General features: G+C 33.4%; 11 protein-coding genes. 5 read left to right on the forward strand and 6 right to left on the reverse strand.

Features of this window, described 5'->3' with window-relative positions:
- The 5 genes from Q1A46_RS18755 to Q1A46_RS18775 all read left to right on the forward strand — a co-directional run.
- Positions 1-6,603: gliding motility-associated C-terminal domain-containing protein (locus Q1A46_RS18755; protein ID WP_299682704.1), on the forward strand; the 6,603-nt coding region annotated here is incomplete at its 5' end.
- A 27-nt stretch (positions 6,604-6,630) separates the two neighbouring features.
- A complete protein-coding gene (locus tag Q1A46_RS18760; RefSeq protein ID WP_299682705.1) occupies positions 6,631-7,548 on the forward strand; it encodes a type IX secretion system membrane protein PorP/SprF in 918 nt (305 codons plus the stop codon).
- A gap of 18 nt (positions 7,549-7,566) precedes the next feature.
- Positions 7,567-9,534: an OmpA family protein gene (locus tag Q1A46_RS18765; protein WP_299682706.1), complete on the forward strand. Its 1,968-nt coding sequence runs from the start codon at positions 7,567-7,569 to the stop codon at positions 9,532-9,534.
- A gap of 102 nt (positions 9,535-9,636) precedes the next feature.
- Complete coding sequence (locus Q1A46_RS18770; protein WP_299682708.1) at positions 9,637-11,469, forward strand: DUF885 family protein; 1,833 nt, start codon at positions 9,637-9,639, stop codon at positions 11,467-11,469.
- A gap of 107 nt (positions 11,470-11,576) precedes the next feature.
- The gene (locus tag Q1A46_RS18775; RefSeq protein ID WP_299682710.1) at positions 11,577-12,224 is read left to right on the forward strand and encodes a peroxiredoxin-like family protein; all 648 of its coding nucleotides are present in this window, start codon (positions 11,577-11,579) and stop codon (positions 12,222-12,224) included.
- A gap of 50 nt (positions 12,225-12,274) precedes the next feature.
- On the opposite strand, the gene Q1A46_RS18780 is transcribed toward Q1A46_RS18775, so the two are convergent.
- The 6 genes from Q1A46_RS18780 to Q1A46_RS18805 all read right to left on the reverse strand — a co-directional run bounded on the left by Q1A46_RS18780 (position 12,275) and on the right by Q1A46_RS18805 (position 20,992).
- The gene (locus Q1A46_RS18780) at positions 12,275-13,393 is read right to left on the reverse strand and encodes a hypothetical protein (protein ID WP_299682717.1); all 1,119 of its coding nucleotides are present in this window, start codon (positions 13,391-13,393) and stop codon (positions 12,275-12,277) included.
- Positions 13,394-13,664: 271 nt separating this feature from the next.
- The gene (locus Q1A46_RS18785) at positions 13,665-14,810 is read right to left on the reverse strand and encodes a DinB family protein (protein WP_299682719.1); all 1,146 of its coding nucleotides are present in this window, start codon (positions 14,808-14,810) and stop codon (positions 13,665-13,667) included.
- Between the two features lie 102 nt (positions 14,811-14,912).
- Positions 14,913-15,632 carry a DUF4369 domain-containing protein gene (locus Q1A46_RS18790; RefSeq protein ID WP_299682722.1) on the reverse strand — a complete coding sequence of 240 codons (720 nt, stop codon included), beginning with the start codon at positions 15,630-15,632 and terminating at the stop codon, positions 14,913-14,915.
- A 35-nt stretch (positions 15,633-15,667) separates the two neighbouring features.
- Positions 15,668-16,936, reverse strand: a complete 1,269-nt coding sequence (locus tag Q1A46_RS18795; protein WP_299682725.1) for a DUF819 domain-containing protein — start codon at positions 16,934-16,936, stop codon at positions 15,668-15,670.
- 41 nt (positions 16,937-16,977) lie between these two features.
- Positions 16,978-17,652 (reverse strand): DUF2490 domain-containing protein, encoded by a 675-nt coding sequence (locus Q1A46_RS18800; RefSeq protein WP_299682727.1) that lies wholly within the window; start codon positions 17,650-17,652, stop codon positions 16,978-16,980.
- 139 nt (positions 17,653-17,791) lie between these two features.
- On the reverse strand, positions 17,792-20,992 hold the full coding sequence (locus Q1A46_RS18805) for a hypothetical protein (protein WP_299682729.1): 3,201 nt from the start codon (positions 20,990-20,992) through the stop codon (positions 17,792-17,794).
- Positions 20,993-21,080: the final 88 nt, after the last annotated feature.

Consider the following 21,080-nt stretch of genomic DNA (forward strand, 5'->3'; position numbering starts at 1 on the left):
GGTACAGGAGTTTCTAGTCCAACCGATAGTGATAGTGGAACTGATCCAGGAAGTCCAGATTTCTTAGATACCGATAGTGATGGAGATGGATGTAGTGATGCTAATGAAGCATTCGCTAATTCAAATGCAGATGGTGGAGATGGTGCTCAATATGGCACAGGAGATCCATTAACTTTAGGTACAGGTCAAGTAAATTCAGATGGAACCGTAACAGCAGCAGATTATTCAACAGGAACAAATGCAGATGTTGTAACAACTGGTCCAGATACAGATGGAGATGGTATTTCTACAGCTTGTGATACAGATGATGATGGTGATGGTGTACCTGATACGCAAGAAATTACTGATGGAACTGATCCGAATGATGCTTGTTCTTATAATATATCTAACCAAGTTATAGCTAATGTTTCAGCATCATGGAATGCATTAGATTGTGATGGAGATGGAGTAACTAATGGACAAGAAGTAATTGATGGAACAGATCCTAACGATGGATGTGCTTATAATGTAGCAAATCAAGTTGCAGGCTCAGTATCTGGTACTTGGAGTGCATTAGATTGTGATGGTGATGGAGAAACAAATGGAGTAGAATTAGGAAATTCAACAGATCCATTGGATCCTTGTTCAGGAGGAGATGTAAATTCAGTAAACTTAAATGATACTTCTTCTGATTGGTTTATTGCAGATTGTGATGGAGATGGCGTAATTAATGGAGTTGAGGTAGATCCTAATGGAGATGGAATTGCAGGGCCAGGTGGAACAGATCCAAATGATCCTTGTTCATTCAATCCTTCAGCAGTAACATTAACTCAAAGCGGAGCTTATTTAGCTGCAGACTGTGATGGAGATGGTGTAACCAATGGTCAAGAAGTTACCGATGGAACGGATCCAACAAATCCTTGTGAATATAATATAGCAAATCAAGTAGCAGGATTAGTAACTGCAGCTTGGAGTGCATTAGATTGTGATGGAGACGGAGAAACAAATGGAGTAGAATTAGGAAATTCAACAGATCCATTAGATCCTTGTAGTGTAACAACAGCTACAATACCAGTATCTACAGCTCCTAATTATGCAGTATGGGCAGCAGCAGATTGTGATGGTGATGGAGAGACGAATGGAGAGGAGAAAATAAATGGAACAGACTGCGCAGATCCTTGTAGTTATACAACAGCACCTATAGTAACAGACCCAGTTTACGCAACATGGTCAGTATTAGATTGTGATGGTGATGGAGTTAATAATGGTCAAGAGATTTCAGATGGAACAGATCCTGTAGATCCTTGTTCATATAATGTAGCAAGTCAAGTAATAGCAAGTGTTACAGGAGCATGGAATGCTGCAGATTGTGATGGTGATGGTGTAACAAATGGTCAGGAAGTTACAGATATGACAGATCCTAACGATGTTTGTAGTTATAATGCAGCTAGTCAGGTGATAGCAAATGTAACATCTGCTTGGAATGTCGCAGACTGTGATGAGGATGGAGTAACGAATGGACAAGAAGTTATTGATAGTACAGATCCTACAGACGCTTGTAGTTATAATCCAACAAATCAAGTCATAGCAAATGTAGGTACTTCTTGGAATGTTGCAGATTGTGATAGTGATGGATTAACAAATGCTGAAGAAACTACAGGAACAGATGATCCTAGTACACCAGCAGATCCGAATGGAACAACATCAGATCCAAATGACCCTGATACAGATGGTGATGGAGTTACTGATGGTCAAGAAGCTATTGATGGAACCAATCCGAATGATCTTTGTGATTATAATGCTTCAAGTCAAGTGTTAGCAAATGTTGAGTCGACATGGAGTTCAGCAGATTGTGATAGTGATGGATTAACAAATGCTGAAGAAACTACAGGTACAGATGATCCAAGTACACCAATCGATCCAAATGGAGTAACAACAGATCCTCAAGATCCAGATACAGATGGAGATGGAGTTACTGATGGACAAGAAGCAATAGATGGAACCAATCCTAACGATGTTTGTGATTATGAAGCTGCTAGTCAAGTGTTAGCAAATACAGAAGCAGCTTGGAATGATGTAGATTGTGATGGAGACGGATTAAACAATGAAGAAGAAGTTACAGGAGTTGATGATCCAACTACACCAGCTGATCCGAATGGAGCGACTACAGATCCTCAAGATGATGATACAGATGGAGATGGAGTTACTGATGGTCAAGAGGCAACAGACGGAACTAATCCAAATGATCCTTGTGATTATAATGTTGCAAGTCAAGTATTAGCAAATGTAGAAGCATCATGGAATACAGCAGACTGTGATAATGATGGATTAACAAATGCTGAAGAAACTTCAGGAGTTGATGATCCAAGCACACCTGCTAATCCAAATGGAGCGACTACAGATCCAAATGATCCAGATACAGATGGAGATGGAGTTACTGATGGTCAAGAAGCAATAGATGGAACAAATCCGAATGATGTTTGTGATTATAATGCTTCAAGTCAAGTATTAGCAAATGTAGAAGTGTCATGGAATGCTGCGGATTGTGATAGTGATGGATTAACAAATGCTGAAGAAGCTACAGGAACAGATGATCCGAGCACACCTGCTAATCCAAATGGGGCGACTACAGATCCAAATGATCCAGATACAGATGGAGATGGAGTTACTGATGGCCAAGAAGCAATAGATGGAACAAACCCGAATGATGTTTGTGATTATAACGCTTCAAGTCAAGTGCTAGCAAATGTTGAAGCATCTTGGGTAGATGGAGATTGTGATAATGATGGGTTAACTAATGGTGAAGAAACTACAGGAACAGATGATCCAAGTACACCAGCTGATCCAAATGGAGCAACTACAGATCCACAAGATTCAGATTCAGATGACGATGGAGTTACCGATGGTCAAGAAGCTATTGATGGAACAAATCCAAATGATCCTTGTGATTATAATCCTACAAATCAGGTTGTAGCTAACATAGGTGCTACATGGAATGCTGCGGATTGTGATAATGATGGATTAACAAATGGAGAGGAATTAACAGGAAACGACGATCCAAGTACGCCAGCTGATCCAAATGGAGTAACAACAGATCCAAACGATCCAGATACAGATGGAGATGGAGTTACTGATGGTCAAGAAGCAATAGATGGAACCAATCCAAATGATGTTTGTGATTACAATGCTTCAAGTCAAGTTATGGCAAATATAGAAGCATCATGGAATACAGCAGATTGTGATAGTGATGGATTAACAAATGCTGAAGAAACTACAGGAACAGATGATCCAAATACTCCAGCAAATCCAGGAGGAACAACTACAGATCCACAAGATCCAGATACGGATGGAGATGGAGTTACTGATGGTCAAGAAGCAATAGATGGAACAAATCCAAATGATGTTTGTGATTATGAGGCAGCTAGCCAAGTATTGGCAAATACAGAAGCAGCTTGGAATGATGCAGATTGTGATGGAGATGGATTAAATAATGAAGAGGAAGTTACAGGAGTTGATGATCCAACTACACCAGCCGATCCTAATGGAGCAACTACAGATCCACAAGATCCAGATACAGATGGTGATGGAGTTACAGATAGTCAAGAAGCAATTGATGGAACAAACCCGAATAATGTTTGTGATTATAATGCTTCAAGTCAAGTAGTAGCAAATATTGAAGCATCATGGAATTCTGCAGATTGTGATAATGACGGATTAACAAATGCTGAAGAGTTAACAGGAACAGATGATCCAAGTACACCAGCTGATCCAAATGGAGCAACTACAGATCCACAAGATTCAGATTCAGATGACGATGGAGTTACCGATGGTCAAGAAGCTATTGATGGAACAAATCCAAATGATCCTTGTGATTATAATCCTACAAATCAGGTTGTAGCTAACATAGGTGCTACATGGAATGCTGCGGATTGTGATAATGATGGATTAACAAATGGAGAGGAATTAACAGGAAACGACGATCCAAGTACGCCAGCTGATCCAAATGGAGTAACAACAGATCCAAACGATCCAGATACAGATGGAGATGGAGTTACTGATGGTCAAGAAGCAATAGATGGAACAAATCCGAATGATGTTTGTGATTATAATGCTTCAAGTCAAGTGTTAGCTAATGTAGAGTCATCATGGAGTAGTTCAGATTGTGATAGTGATGGATTAACAAATGCTGAAGAAACTACAGGAACAGATGATCCAAGTACTCTAGCAAATCCAGGAGGAACAACTACGAATCCACAAGATCCAGATACGGATGGAGATGGAGTTACCGATGGTCAAGAAGCAATAGATGGAACAAATCCAAACGATGTTTGTGATTACGAGGCAGCTAGTCAAGTGTTAGCAAATACAGAAGCAGCTTGGAATGATGCAGATTGTGATGGAGATGGATTAAATAATGAAGAGGAAGTTACAGGAGTTGATGATCCAACTACACCAGCCGATCCTAATGGAGCAACTACAGATCCACAAGATCCAGATACAGATGGTGATGGAGTTACAGATAGTCAAGAAGCAATTGATGGAACAAACCCGAATGATGTTTGTGATTATAATGCTTCAAGTCAAGTAGTAGCAAATATTGAAGCATCATGGAATGCAGCAGACTGTGATAATGATGGATTAACAAATGCTGAAGAGTTAACAGGAACAGATGATCCAAGTACTCCTACAGATCCAAATGGAGAGACTACTGATCCACAAGATCCAGATACAGATGGAGATGGAGTTACTGATGGTCAAGAAGCTGTTGATGGTACGAATCCGAATGATCCATGTGATTATCAAGGTTCAAGTCAAGATGTTGCTTTAGTTGATGCAGCTTGGAGTGAATTAGATTGTGATGGAGATGGATTGAATAATGGAGAGGAATTAACAGGAGTTGATGATCCAGATACAACATTAGATCCTGATGGAGTAACAACAGATCCTTTAGATGCTGATACAGATAATGATGGTCATTCAGATGCTACAGATCCAAATCCAAACGATCCAACAGCACAAGATGATACAAGTTTAGCAGAATTAGGAGAATCTACATTAATAGACATTTTAGGAAATGATGATTATTTAGATAATTCTGATCCAAATAACTTAGGAACAACAAGTATTGTAAATACAGGAAATGGAACTGCACAAGGAACAATCATATTTGATCCAGGAACAGGAACATTATTATACACTCCTTTAGCTGGAGAGGCTGGCCAAACAGTAACAGTAGAATATGAAGTGTGTAACAATGAGTCAGGAACACCAGTTTGTGATACAGCAGTGGTATTCATAACTGTTTCAGATGAAAATGATAGTGATGGTATTTCTAATGCAAATGATGTAGATGATGATAATGATGGAATTTTAGATGTAGATGAAACACCAGGTGGAGTTGATCCAGATACAGATGCTGACGGTGATGGTGTTCCATTATATTTAGATGATGACGATAATGATCCAACAGTAGGAAACAATGATAATTTACCAGAAGAAGGTTTTGATACAGATGGAGACGGAGTAGCAAATCATTTAGATATTGATTCAGACGATGATGGAATTCCAGATAATGTAGAAGTACAACCAACTGAAGGTTATGTGCCACCAACAGGAAATGATACAGATGGAGATGGTTTAGATGATGCTTACGACCCAGATAATGGAGGTACACCAATAGGTACACCTGTCGATACAGATGGAGATGGTATTCCAGATTATTTAGATGAAGATTCAGATGGAGATGGTGTGCCAGATATCGTTGAGGCATTCGATTCAGACGGAGATGGAATAGCTGATATTGAGCCAGACAGAGTTGATACAGATGGAGATGGTTTAGATGATGCTTTTGAAGGTACAAACTTAGATGACGGTTTCGATTCTAATGATAATTTAGATAATGGAGCTAGTGATACACAAAACTCAGATGATGATGATATTCCAGATTTTAGAGATACTGATGATGATAATGATGGAGTAGCAACTGGTGAAGAAGATGTAGATGAGTTTGGTAATCCAACTGGAGATCCTACAGATGTCGATACAGATGGAGACGGTACACCTGATTATTTAGATGAAGACGATGATGGAGATGGAATCTTAACAGAAGAGGAAAATCCTGATGAAGATGGAGATGGTGACCCAACTGACGCTCAAGATACAGATGGAGATGGTGTTCCAGATTATCTAGATGAAGATGATGACGGAGATGGAAAAGATACTAGTGATGAAAATCCAGATCCAGATTCTAACGGTAATCCAGTTGATGCTATCGATACAGATGGAGATGGTACGCCAGATTATTTAGATCAAGACGACGATGATATTGAAGTATTTAACATCTTAACACTTAACGGTGATTCAGATAACAGCTTCTTCAATATTCAAGGAATTAACAACGATAAATACAGAAATAATACTGTAGAAATATTCAATCGTTGGGGTAATACTGTGTATAAAATACAAGGTTATAATAATGCAGATAAGGCATTTAGAGGTATATCAAATGGTAGAGCGACTGTTGTAGAAGATGACAAATTACCTACAGGAACTTATTTCTACGTAATAGATTTAGGTGATGGTTCAGAACCAATGACAGGATGGTTATACATTAACAGTAAGTAATTCATGAAAAGAAAAAATCATTATACAATGAAAGATATCATAAAGTATACAGTTGCCTTACTATTATTTGTCAGTAATATGGCAAATGCGCAACAAGATCCACAGTTTACACAATATATGTATAATACAATGAGTGTTAACCCTGCTTATGTTGGTACAAATGGTTATACTATCATTACCGCAATAGCAAGAACACAATGGGTTGGCGTAAACGGTGCACCAGACTCACAAACACTAAGCTTCGATACTTCACTTGGAACAAGTGGAGTAGGCTTAGGAATTAATTTAATTAATGATGAAATAGGACCAGCGAGAGAATTATCTCTAGATGCAAATATTTCGTACGGAGTTAAATTAAGTGAAGATGCGAATTTATCTTTTGGTTTAAAATTAGGAGGACGAAGTTTAAATGTAGATCCTAGAAGAGGAAATCCAGAAACACAATCCGATCAATTATTAGGAGTTTTAGATCAATTTTTACCTACTATAGGTGCAGGTGTATTTTATTACAAACCCAAATGGTATTTAGGAGCTGCTGTTCCAAACATTTTAAGAACAGAACATTATGATGATACTTTTGATGGAGGAAATGTTGCAACAGAACGATTACACTTTTTCTTAATTGGTGGTTATGTTTTCGATTTAAGTGAGTCTGTTAAGTTTAAACCAGCAACTTTAGTTAAAGTGGTAAATGGAGCTCCTTTATCATTAGATCTTTCTGCTAATTTTCTTTTCAACGGAAAATTTAATGCAGGTGTGGCTTGGAGATGGGATGATTCTATAAGTGCATTATTAGGTTTTAGGTTTGCTAAGAACTTTAATCTAGGTTTTGCTTACGATTTAACTACATCTAACTACAGTAATTATAATTCTGGAACTTATGAATTAATGTTACGTTGGGAAGGTTCTCCTAAAATAACAACGAAATCACCAAGATTCTTTTAATCATTAAAATATATACTGATGAGAAAAGTACTATATATACTAACCATTTTTAGCATAGCTGTTGGTTTCGGACAGTTAAGAACAGCTGATCGTTACTTTAAAGAATTTGCGTACAAAAAAACAGCAGATATGTATCTCGATATTAATAAGAAAGGTGATAATTCTTATTTAGTGTTGAGTAGACTTGCCGATTCATATTATTTTAATAGTGAATTTGAAAAGGCAGTGCCTTGGTACAATAAACTCATGAAAAATTATCCAAAAGAAGCAACTGCCAGTCACATTTTTAGATACGCACAATCGTTAAGAAGTACAGGAAATATAGAAGAATCAGATTTATGGCTTCTAAAAATAGAAGATGTTCAACGAGAAGATAGTCGTCCTAAAGCTTTAGTTAAAAATTCAGATTATTTCAGTGAATATTCATCAACAAACGATGCTTTTTTAAACGTTCATAATATTTCATCCAATACCAAGTACTCCGACTTTGGAGGGTTTATCTACGATGATATGTTTTACTTTGCTTCAACAAAACCAATTATTGCTGAAGATAAGTTGAAGAAAAAAGACTTGTATAAGTGGAACGATCAACCTTATTTAAATGTATATAAAACGTATTTGGTTAAATCTACAAACAAAATTTTAGAAGTAGAAAATCCTATTAGATTAACATCTTTAAGTACTAAATATCATGAATCTAATGCAGTTATTACTAAAGATGGAAGAACTATGTTTTTTACAAGAGATAATTACAACGGAAGTTCTTTAAAAGGAGACAAGAAAAATATTTCTCATTTAAAAATATATAAAGCTAGAAAAGAAGGTAACGAATGGAAAGATATTCAAGAATTACCTTTTAATAGCGACGATTATTCAATCGGACATCCAGCATTAAGTCCAGATGAAAAAACTTTATACTTTGTTTCAGATATGCCTTACGGATATGGGGAAACAGATATTTATAAAGTTAAAATTTATGAGGAAGATGTTTACGGAAAACCTGTTAATTTAGGTAGAGAAATTAATACAGAAGGAAGAGAAATGTTTCCTTTTGTAGGAAGTGATGAAACCTTATATTTTTCTTCAGATGGTCATTTAGGTTTAGGAGCATTAGACGTATTCGAATCTAAAATTGAAAATAACGAATACACAAAACCAGTTAATTTAGAGAAACCAGTAAATAGTTCTCGTGATGATTTTGGTTTTGTTATTAATAGAGAAAGAACAAACGGATTCTTTTCTTCTAATCGTAAAGGAGGTAAAGGAGACGATGATATTTACAGTTTTACAATTAATAGATGTAAAGAAGATATTGTTGGTATTGTAACCGATTTAAAATCAGGAACTCCAATTCCTGGAGCTTTAGTTCGTTTAATCGACGATAAAGGAGAGCCAGTTTCTAAACAACTGACGAATGAAGATGGAAGTTATAGTTTTAAAAGTATCGATTGTAAAAAAGCTTTCACAGTTGCAGCTTCAAAAAATGACTATAGAAACGATCAGAAAGAAACAGCAACTCTTAATGTAGATAAAAAAGTAATCACAGCGAATTTAGCATTAGAATCTTTTATAGTTAATAAAGAAGGACAAGAATCTCAAATTGTAATTCATCCAATTTATTTTGATTTCGATTTATATACTATTCGACAAGATTCTAAATATGAATTAGAAAATATAGTTTCTGTAATGAAGAATAATCCAACCATGGTTATTAGAATAGAATCACACACAGATAGTAGAGGTTCAAAAGCATATAACAGAAACTTATCAACGAATAGAGCTAAAGCAACTAAAGAATATTTAATTTCAAGAGGAATTGCACCTAATAGAATTGAAAGTGCTGTTGGGTATGGTGAAGATCAATTATTAAATAATTGTGATGACGCAAATCAAAAAAAGTGTTCAGAAGAACAACATCAACGAAATAGAAGATCTTATTTTTATATAGTTAGAGGTGGAAAGAATATCACTTCGAGTAACCAGTAACCAATAGATAATACATGTTTGATAACTTGGAAAAGCACTTCGTTAAGAAGTGCTTTTTTTATTATTAACTATATTTACTACAAAAATTAATTCAAAACTGTAATGAAACTAAATTTTAGTAAAAGTACAATGTTAGCTTGTTCTTTATATGTTTTTGGTGCTTGTACAACAGAAACTAAAAAGGAAGAGCCAATTTCCCAAGAAACAATTCAAAAAGAGTCTAAAAAAGTAAACGACTTTTTTCAAAAGCAGTTCGCAGCTACATTAGATCGTCATCCAATGTATCAAACATATTTAGGTATGAATAAAGATGCAGATAAATGGGATGATATTTCAGATGAATTTCAAGACAAAGAATTAGAGTTTACTAAACAAGCGTTACAATGGATTACTGATTCCGTAAACGTAAATGCTTTAGACGAGGCTACTAAGTTGAGCTACGATCTTTTTAAGCAAAGTTTAGAGGAAACAATCGAAGATGATAAATACAGATTGTATACGTATCCTGTAAACCAAATGCATGGTTCTCAAGCAGAAATTCCAGCATTTTTAATTAATATGCATCAAATTAGATCTAAAAAAGATGCAGAAAATTATATCAGTAGGTTAAAAGGAATAGAACCGATGTTTGCTGAATTAGTTAAAGGATTAAAGAAAAGACAAGAAGCAGGAATTATGATTCCTAAGTTTGTTTTTGCTCGTGTTTTAGATGATTCAAAAAACTTAATCAAAGGTCAGCCTTTCGATACTTCTAACGAGAAAAGTACTTTATTAAATGATTTTGAAAATAAAGTTGCTAAATTAGAAATTGATGCAGCTGAAAAAACAACTTTAATTGCAGCTACAAAAAAAGCATTAAAAGAGAATGTTTTTGCAGGGTATACAAATCTAATTAAAACATTAGAAGCACAAGAAAAGGTTGCGAGTACAGACGACGGAGCATGGAAATTTCCTAACGGAACTACTTTTTATAATAATGCTTTAAAAAGAACAACTACAACAAATTTAACAGCAGATGAAATTCATGAAATTGGATTAAAAGAGGTTGCTAGAATTCATGGTGAAATGAATGCTATTAAAGAAAAAGTAGGTTTTAAAGGAAGTTTGCAAGACTTTTTTAAATTCATGAAAACAGATAAACAGTTCTACTATGCAGATAGTGATAAAGGTAGAAAAGAATATATGGATAAAGCTGAGTTTATCATCGATAGCATGAAAACTCGTTTAGATGAATTATTTATTACAAAACCAAAAGCTGATTTACAGGTAAAAGCAGTAGAAGCTTTTAGAGAGAAATCTGCTGGAAAAGCGTTTTATCAGCAACCTGCTTTAGATGGTTCTCGACCAGGAACATATTATGCAAATATGTACGATATGGCAAGTATGCCTTCTTATCAAATGGAAGCATTAGCATATCACGAAGGAATTCCAGGACATCATATGCAAATTGCTATTGCCCAAGAATTAAAAGATGTTCCAATGTTCAGGAAATTAGGTCGTTATACGGCTTATGTTGAAGGTTGGGGATTATACTCTGAGTTTATTCCTAAAGAAATGGGATTCTATTCAGATCCATATTCAGATTTTGGTCGTTTAGCAATGGAATTATGGAGAGCTTGTCGTTTAGTGGTAGATACAGGAATTCATGCCAAAAAATGGACTCGTGAAGAAGGAATCAAATATTATACAGATAATACTCCAAATGCAGAAGCAGATGCTGTTAAAATGGTAGAACGTCATATTGTAATGCCTAGTCAAGCTACAGCTTATAAAATCGGAATGATTAAAATTATTGAGTTACGTGAAAAAGCAAAAAAGGCTTTAGGCGATAAGTTCGATATTAGAAAATTCCATGATGTAGTTTTAACTAACGGTCCGTTACCATTAAATGTTTTAGAAAACTTAGTGGATAAATATGTTGCTTCAGAAAAGTAATTTATACTATTTATAAAATTAAAAACCGTTGAGTTTTCTCAACGGTTTTTTTGTAATTATTTCCAAAACTTTCAGACTATTAGATTATAAGATAAATCTAAAAAAAAATGAGTTTAACAGAAGCTTTAGAAGCACGAGTAGCTTTAGGAAGAAAGAAAATTCCAACATCTATTTTAGAGGTGATGGATAAAACTACAAACGATTTAATCACAAAAGAAATATCAGCTGAAGCGTTTAAAGTGGGAGATACTTTTCCTTCTTTTGAATTGCCTAACGTAAAGTCAGAAGAAGTTAGTCTGAATAACGTAAAAGGAGAGAAAGCTACAGTGATTTCTTTTTATAGAGGCGGTTGGTGCCCGTATTGTAATTTAGAGTTACAAGCACTTCAACAAGCATTACCAGAGTTTAAGAATTTAGGAGCAAATTTAGTAGCAATTTCTCCTGAAACACCAGATAGTTCTTTAACAACAGAAGAGAAGAACGAACTAACTTTTGAGGTTTTAAGCGATATAGATAATAAATTAGGAAAAGAGCTTGGGTTAGTTTTTAAATTAGATGAAGAATTAGAAAAAATTTATAGTAACGAATTTAAAATCGATTTAGAAAAGCATAATCAAAATACAACAGGAGAATTACCTATGGCAGCTACTTATGTAATAGATAATGATCATGTAATTCAATATGCTTTTGTAAAAGAAGATTACACAAAAAGAGCTGAGATTTCTGAAATAAGAAAAGCTTTAGAAAATATTTAATCATAAATGATAATAAAAAATCCCACAAATTTGTGGGATTTTTTTATGTTTTAATTTTCTTCTGCGTCCATTTCTGTCAGAATAGAGATTAATGAATCTTTTACATATTCAGGAATATTTGGTTGATTCACTTTGTAAATCATAAAGGTTTTAACTAAAGGATGATGCTTCCCATTTACACCTAACGACCAAAAACTTGCCGATCCAATGGCGAAAGCAATAGCTTCTTCTTGTGGTAAATCTTTTAAATTTTCAGGATCTTTTCCTTCAGTAAGTGCTAATGCGTCAATAATTTTTTCAATATTTTCATATTTACCATTGGCGAAAAATAAACTCCAAAGCATATCTAATCCTATTGGATGTGATACAGTTTCTTCTAACAATAAAGGATTGTAAAAACCTTCTTCACGTATTTCATGAAGAATCTTTAATTCTTGATCAGAGAAGTTTTCTAGATCTACATTTTTGTAATTAGATCTTGCTAATAAAATATTTAAACCGTTTCGATGCAGTTGAGATAAATTTCCATCAGCTAATAGTCTATTAATATCGTCAGCAAGAAATAAAGAGTTATTTAAAGCTTCTACATAAAATAGAATATTTGCATCGTTGTTAATTCCAATTTCATCTAAAGATTTAAAATAAGCATGAAGTAATTCATTAGGTTTCGGATCTAAATAATAGTTCTGTCTCCATGTTTCTAATTCATCTTTTAATTCTAGAGGTTTATTTGGGAAATCTTTACGAAGTGTAACAGTGTTTTCAATAATTTCTACATCTTCTTCTGTTTGTGTATCGTTTACTTTTACAATTACTTTATATTCACCTTCAGGATAAGTAGAGTCAAATGTAAAAACAGGAAGCTTAGGTAAAAGAATTAAACCGATAAACTTATCTAAATTGGCTTCTAACGTAATATTAAAGTCACTAGGTAAAGTAGTTTTTCCATCAGTGCTTTTAATATCACAGGTAATATTAACTCGAATTTTATTATCTACTATTTTATATTTTCCAAGTACAATAATAACTTGAAAGTTTTGATTTGGATGTATTTCTGAAACTGTTGAAAAACGAGGTGTAGCTATTCCTCTTGTTTTTTCCCATTGATCTTCTATGTTGATATCTAAAGTAGGTAAAACAATGGCTGTCGGTAATTGATTCTGATCCATAATATTTTAGTTAAGCTTAATTTTTTTAGAAAGTTTCTTCTTAAAAATTAGATAGCAATTATATGTTTTTAGTTTTTTTTAATTGAATATCCGTTTTTGGTCATAAAGCTTGTTTTTCGTCATTCCGAATTTATTTCGGAATCTCATGACTTTAATAAACTCTTATTTATGATGAGAATCTGAAACGGATTCAGATTGACGTTAATTATTACACATTATGGATAATCATCTTTAAAAATAAAAAATCCTGCTGATTAGCAGGGTTTATATTTTAGTTTTTAATTTCTTTTTTAAGTTTTACTTCTTCATTTAAAGGAGGAAGTCTTTTACGTAAAAATAAAATCTGACCTAAATGACTAGATTGATGTTCCATTACATGAAACCAAGAATATTGATTAGATATACTGTTTCCTGCATTTACTTGCTTGAACCATTTATCATCTCTTTTACGTAATTCTTCAATAGTTTTAGCTCTAACTTTATCAAATAAATCTAAATAATAGCTCATAGGTTTATCTTTAAACATTTCTCTAGCTTTATCACCTAAATCTAAACCAACTTTCCACATTTCTGGATTTTCTTCATCAAAAATAGAAGAACCAAAAGTATATTTTTGATAGTATACTTCAGCAGCTGCTAAATGCATAACTAAAGCTCCAAAACGGTTGGCTTTATCATCATGCAAGTGATCTACATGTTCTTGAGGTAAATTTTTAACAATACGTTCAAGTCTACCTTTCAAATCTTCTAACATAGCAATCATGTTATCGATTTGAGGGTTTTCTGCATTCTCTTTTCCTATTTTACCTAATTCATATTCCGGAACTTTAATTCCAGATCCAGTAATTAATAAAGATTGTTTTCCAGATACGGCGTCATTACTTCCTTCTAGTGTAAACTCTTTTACTCTAACCGTAGTCTTGTTTCTTGTAGATTCGAACCAGTTTTTAACGGTATTATCTTTAATAGTATCTTCAAAATCACTATTTAAGAAAGGCATTTCTTGAAATTTTCCGTTTTCATCTTCAATATAAAGTTTGATGTTATCAAAGTAAAACTTACCGTTGTTTAAACATAATCCTCCAAAATTTAATGTTTTAGAGTTTTTATTAATAACACCTTCGATAGTATATTCTTTCCAAGTATTAGTTTTTACTGGTCGATTTCTCATATTGTCGAAAAAACCAGGTTCGTCGTTTTTAGTATCAACTCTAGCCCATAAGCCAGACCAAGCAGATTTGTCTTTTGGTTCAGTTTTTAAATGTCCGACTAATTTGAATTTTTTTTCAGTGTTCGACGTAATTTCAATACTCTGACCAAAAGAAGTCCAATCTCTAGAGACTTGTTTCTTAGATTGTGCGAATGAAATGTTGGTAAATAAGAGTGTTGAAATGTATAGGAGTGTATACCTTTTCATAGTTTATATAGTTTTACATGGTTTTTTAAAAGCTGTAAAAATAAAAAAAAGTTCAATATTTAATAATATTGAACTTTTTTAAGAGACTTTTTAAGTCTTATTTTATTTTTTCTGAGTTTCGTTTTCAGATTTCTTAATGTCGTCAATAAATTTTTGTAATCTTTTTCCGTAATTAGATTTTTTAACGTCACTACTTAAACTATTGTTAATCGTATCTAATAAATACATATTAGCATCAAACAATTCAGATAAAGCAATATATGGAGCAGCTTCTGAATCTCCATTAGAAACGGCAAAGTTTGTTGTATATAAAAAACGTCTACGAACTAATTTTTTATAAGCTTTTTCTAAACTATCAATTGCTGAAGAATCTTTTTTAGCTCTGGCTTCAATATCTTTAGCAATAAAATCTAAACGTTTCATTTTAAACTGTTGGTTGATTTCATTAAAATCATCCATCACTTTTTGGTTTTCAGAACCTGTTATAGTCGGTTTAAAACCAAATTGTTCAATATTATCATTAATAGTAATTTCTCCTTTTTCTCCAAAGAACATTAATTTTTTAGGATCATTATCACCACTTTTAAAAGTTAAATAATACATCACAGGAGAATTAACATCATCAGAAAGTTCAAATTTATTATCTCCGAATAGTTGAATCGAATCAGAAGTTACTAATACAGTGTCAACCATTTTTTGTAAGTATAAGGTTCCTTTCTTTAAACCTTTTATTTCACCTTTCACTACCATGTTTCCTTTTTTCTTACCACTACAAGAAAAAGCGATAAAAGAAACAATACAAGCTATGATAATTTTTTTCATTGGATCGTTATTTTCGAATGCAAATATGCAGAATTCTAAGAAACTTTAGAGGCTATTTCCATTAAAATTGTACACAATATAGCTCCGTAGGTTCCTACAACATAACCAAACACAGCTAATAACACACCAACTGTAGCTAAAGATGGATGAAAGGCAGCAGCTACTACTGGTGCACTTGCAGCTCCTCCAACGTTGGCCTGACTTCCTACTGCAAGGAAGAAATATGGAGCTCTAATCAATTTAGCAACTAAAATTAAAAGCCCAGCATGAATAGCCATCCAAACAAAACCAATAGCTATTAAACCAGGTTTTTCTAAAATTCCAGATAAATCCATTTTCATTCCTATTGTAGCTACTAAAACGTATATAAAAATACTACCAATTTTACTAGCTCCTGCACCTTCGTAATTTTTTGCTTTTGTGAAAGAAAGAGAAATTCCAATGATAGTTGCTATAGTAACCATCCAAAAGAATTTAGAAGAAAATGACGATAGGGCAGAGGTTTTGTCAGCAACTACTTCGAAGTTATCTTTTAGAAAAGAGGAAATATTTTCAGCTCCTAAATGAGCAATTCCAACAGCTCCAAATGCTAAAGCTAAAATAACCATTAAGTCAGTTAATGTTGGGTTTCTGGTTACACTTTCAGAAAATGAACTCACCTTTTGTTTTAAGTTTTCTATAGCAGAATTATCTGCTTTTAACCATTTGTCAATTTTTTCAGTTTTTCCAATTCCAATTAAAAGTATGGCCATCCAAACATTAGCTACTACAATATCAACTAAAACCATTCCACCGTATTTTTCAGGATTATATTGATAAATCTCTAGCATAGCAGCTTGATTTGCTCCACCGCCAATCCAACTTCCTGCTAAAGTAGATAAACCTCTCCATACGGCATCAAAACCAAGTCCGCCAACTGTTTCTGGTGAAAAAATAGAAATTAATAATATTGCTAAAGGTCCACCAATAACGATTCCTATAGTTCCAGTGAAAAATATGATCAATGCTTTAGGACCCAAATTGAAAATCGCTTTTAAATCGATACTTAAAGTCATTAATACCAATGAAGCAGGTAATAAAAAACGACTAGCGATATAATAAGTTTTAGATGTATCTGCAGAAATAATTCCAAATGAGTTAAAAATAGCTGGAATTAAATAACACATTAATACACCAGGCACAATTTTATAAAACTTCTTCCAAAAACCTTGTTTAATACTTTCTGTGTAAAAAACAAAACCAAGAGAAATCATTAGAATTCCAAATACTATGGCGTCGTTTGTAAATAAAGGTTGGTTTTCCATGAAATTAGATTTAAATTTAGTTTGAAATTTAAGTGTAAACTTTATTTAGTACTCTTTTTTCTATGATCTGTACTAATAGCAATTCCTATTTGAATTCTATCAAAGTTCTGACCAGCATCTGTGTTGATGCTCATATATCCTAACTGTAACTTTACAACTTTAGATAATTGATATTTTACTCCTGCACCTAACCAATTTTGGTTGTATGATTGTCCTGTAAAATCAAAGAAAACTTCATCATATAAATATGTAGACCATTTATTGCTTAATGGATAACTTAAACCTAGTTGATATCGAATAAAATGTCCAGTCTGAGATCTAAAAAATCGTTGTTCGGCACGTAAACGGTGTGCAAACTTTAAAGAACCCATGTTATGATTTGCTAATAAATCTTCGTAAATTCTGTGATCACCAAAAGTATCTCCATCTACTTCATAAGATGTATCTGTATTTAAATATGCATATCCTAAAGTAGCGCCAAAAGTCTTATTGATTTTATAATTGGCTCCAAATCGACCAATAAATTGTTGCATATCTTCACCAAATTCGAAAAAGCGAAAATGTGCCATAGATTTAATACTAAATTTTTCTGATACTCGATGCGAACCATTATACATATACCAAACTCCTAATTCTTCTACTGGATTAGGTAATGTTGTTTGAGCGTTAATATTTACACTCCAAATTATAATAGCAAATAGGATGTATTTTTTCATATAGATTTACAGGTTGTTTGTTTTGAATAAAGTGATAAAAATACAGTTTTTAATATTGTTGATTTTTATTAGGTTTTTCTGAATAAAAAAATCCGTTCATTCAAATAAGAATAAACGGATTTTAATGTAGAAGATGTTTCTAGTTTAAAGAAAATACTTTTGTTTCCTTAAAAGGAGAAATAGTAATTTTCTCTACTTCATTTTTGTAAGTTGGCCATTCATTATTAAAGAATGTATTGGTTTCAGTTAAAACTTTATTTAATGATGTTTTAAACTGTTCTATTAACCTTTTTTCAGTTGCAGTTTGTTTACCAAATCTGCTGCTAGAATACCAGTTAGCTGTTCCTAAACGTTGAACTACATTTACTTCTGGGCTTCTAATAATTCCTTGACGTTTATCAACTTTTCCTAAGAATGTATTTAATAAAGTATCAATCTTTTTGATAATCTCTTTTGAAGATTTTATTTGAACTTCGTACTTCTTTTTATCTTTAGTAGATAATTCTTTTTGATAACCTTCTGCTATTTTTTTACTTTCTACCAATTGTTTTACAGCATCAGCCATAACCTTTTGATGTTTTTGAAGTGTTTTAGAAGTGTTGTATTTCTCATCAATTGCAGCTTGAGATATTTCTAATCTCGGATCGTATTTTACAGTGATATTTGTTTCTGCAGTTTGATCACCAAACGTTGCTTTAATTTTATAAGTTCCAGGTTTAACAGGAACTCCACTTGGTTCAGATTTAGATTTTCTAATTCTTCTTGAAGGACGAGCTACACCTTTTTCATTCATAAACCAAGTTTGAGTATGAATTCCATTTTCTTTTGGAGCTTTTCTCTTTAAAGTTCTTATTAAACGAGTTCCATCATAAATTTCAAACTTAATAGAATCCCATTTAACTTTCTTCTTGTTTTCGTCTTTTTTCTTAAGATCTTCTTTAGATTTCTTTACTGGTTTTTTAGCCATTTTAGGCTTGTTCATATAAAACTTGATTCGAGCTCCAAAAGGTCTGTTTTCACCATTATATAATGCATCTGCACCAAAACGACTTCCTGTTGGTTGTTGGTAACTCGCTTGATATGCAGTTGGTGGCGTAAATACATCGAACTTTTTAGTTAAGATATTTTTATTCGAAGCAATAGCACGTAAAGGACGGATATCATCTAATACCCAAGCAGCTCTACCAAAAGTACCAATTACTAAATCGTGTTCTCTTGGATGAATAACTAAATCTTTTACAGAAACAGTAGGGAATCCCGCTGTCCATTTTGTCCATTTTTTACCAGCGTCTAAAGAAATATATAAACCGTCGTCTGTACCTAAGAATAATAAGTTAGATTCTACAGGGTCTTCAACAATACTTAGTGCATAACTTTTTACATCATTTTCATCTACAATACGTTCCCAAGTTTTTCCGTAGTTTTTAGTTCTATACGCATAAGGAGTGTAGTTAAAACGACGATAATCGTTAGCAACTAATAAAGCTTCTCCTTTATTTTTGTTAGAAGCCTTAACTTGAACAATCCAACTATTTGCTGGTAAACCTTTAATGTTTTTAGAAACATCTGTCCACGTTGAACCACCGTTTTGAGTTACGTGAACTCGTCCATCATCTGTAGCAGCCCAAAGCATATTTTTTTCAACAGGAGAAGGCTCAATAACTAAAACTGTACAGTGATTTTCTGCACCAGTTGCATCAATTGTTAATCCACCACTTTCATGTTGTTTTTGTTTACTTTTATCATCAGTAGTTAAATCTGGAGAGATAACTTCCCAAGTTAAACCTTTATCTGTTGATTTATGTACAAATTGACTTCCGAAGTAAATTGTTGAATTATCAAAAGGATCAATATTTATTGCTGAATTCCAGTTGAAACGTAATTTTACTTCCGGATCAGGATGTGTTGGTTTTACAGTATAATTGTTTCCAGTTTTGTAATCGTATCGAGAAACAAAACCTTGCTGACTCATCGACCATCCGTAACGAGAATCATCTCTATCTGGAACAACATCAAAACCGTCTCCAAAACTAATTTCTTGCCAGTAAGAATTACGAATTCCTTGAGCTTTCCATACATAAGCTGGTCCTCTCCAAGAACCGTTGTCTTGCATTCCTCCGTAAACATTATACGGATATTCATTATCTACATTAATATGATAAAATTGTGCTACTGGCAAGTTTCCTATAAAACGCCAAGTTTTACCACCATCACGGGTAATATTTAAACCACCATCATTTCCATCGATCATGAATTTTCCATTCTCTGGATGAATCCACCAAGCGTGGTGATCCGGGTGTACACCATTATTTGCTCCATATGCAGGCATTAATTGCTTGAAACTTTTACCACCATCTTGAGAAACATTTACATAAGTGAAAATTGAATATAATCTATTTTCATTCTGAGGATCAGCATAAATTTCTGAATAATAGAAAGGACGGTTACCAATTCCTGGTTTATGATTTATTTTTTTCCATTTAAATCCACCATCTTCACTTTTATATAAAGCATTCTTTTTAGATTCTACTAAAGCGTAAATTGTATTTGGATTACTTCTAGAAATAGCAACACCAATTCTTCCTAAGTCGCCTTTAGGAAAACCTTCTTTATCAGTTACTTTTTTCCAGTTTTCTCCACCATCATAAGTAATGTATAATCCACTTCCTTTTCCACCAGATTTAAAAAACCAAGGATCACGCTTGTGTTCCCACATCGCTGCAATTAATTTATTAGGATTCGAAGGATCCATAACTAAATCAGCAGCACCAGTTTTATTGTTGCTGTATAAAACTTTTTTCCAAGTTTTACCACCGTCTACGGTTTTAAAAACTCCTCTTTCTGGATGTTCTCCCCAAGGAGATCCGATAGCAGCAGCATAAACAATATCAGGATTTGTAGGATCGATAATTACTCTGTGAATATGACGAGTATTTTCTAATCCCATAGATTTCCAAGTTTTACCACCGTCTAAAGATTTGTAAATTCCATATCCGCCATTTAAACTGTTTCTTGGATTTCCTTCTCCAGTTCCAACCCAAATTACACTTGGATTTGATTGTTGAATAGCAACAGCACCAATAGATGCAGTAACTTCTTTTTCAAAAATAGGTTCCCATTTAATTCCACCAGAAGTAGATTTCCATAAACCACCAGAGGCAGTTCCTACGTACATAACATCTGGGTTTTTATGTACGACATCAATAGATGTAACTCTTCCACTCATTCCACCAGGACCAATATTTCTTGGTTTCATATTCTTTAGAACATCCATAGAAAGCTCCTGTGCGGTAACAAAACATGAGATGAATAAAAGTAGAGGTATAATAATTTTTTTCATCGAAAAATGAATTAGTTGATTAAGAAAGCTAAAAATACAGCTTAATGATTTGTAATTTCTTAAAAAACTGTTAATGACTTTGTATAGT

This window comes from uncultured Tenacibaculum sp. (genome assembly GCF_947502995.1).
In the GTDB taxonomy this organism is placed as follows: Bacteria; Bacteroidota; Bacteroidia; order Flavobacteriales; family Flavobacteriaceae; genus Polaribacter.

Bases quoted from the DNA above. Each gene is read 5' to 3' on its own strand.
- Q1A46_RS18760 (WP_299682705.1), top strand. From the start codon at position 6,631: ATGAAAGATATCATAAAGTATACAGTTGCCTTACTATTATTTGTCAGT.
- Q1A46_RS18765 (WP_299682706.1), top strand. From the start codon at position 7,567: ATGAGAAAAGTACTATATATACTAACCATTTTTAGCATAGCTGTTGGT.
- Q1A46_RS18770 (WP_299682708.1), top strand. From the start codon at position 9,637: ATGAAACTAAATTTTAGTAAAAGTACAATGTTAGCTTGTTCTTTATAT.
- Q1A46_RS18775 (WP_299682710.1), top strand. From the start codon at position 11,577: ATGAGTTTAACAGAAGCTTTAGAAGCACGAGTAGCTTTAGGAAGAAAG.
- Q1A46_RS18780 (WP_299682717.1), bottom strand. From the start codon at position 13,393: ATGGATCAGAATCAATTACCGACAGCCATTGTTTTACCTACTTTAGAT.
- Q1A46_RS18785 (WP_299682719.1), bottom strand. From the start codon at position 14,810: ATGAAAAGGTATACACTCCTATACATTTCAACACTCTTATTTACCAAC.
- Q1A46_RS18790 (WP_299682722.1), bottom strand. From the start codon at position 15,632: ATGAAAAAAATTATCATAGCTTGTATTGTTTCTTTTATCGCTTTTTCT.
- Q1A46_RS18795 (WP_299682725.1), bottom strand. From the start codon at position 16,936: ATGGAAAACCAACCTTTATTTACAAACGACGCCATAGTATTTGGAATT.
- Q1A46_RS18800 (WP_299682727.1), bottom strand. From the start codon at position 17,652: ATGAAAAAATACATCCTATTTGCTATTATAATTTGGAGTGTAAATATT.
- Q1A46_RS18805 (WP_299682729.1), bottom strand. From the start codon at position 20,992: ATGAAAAAAATTATTATACCTCTACTTTTATTCATCTCATGTTTTGTT.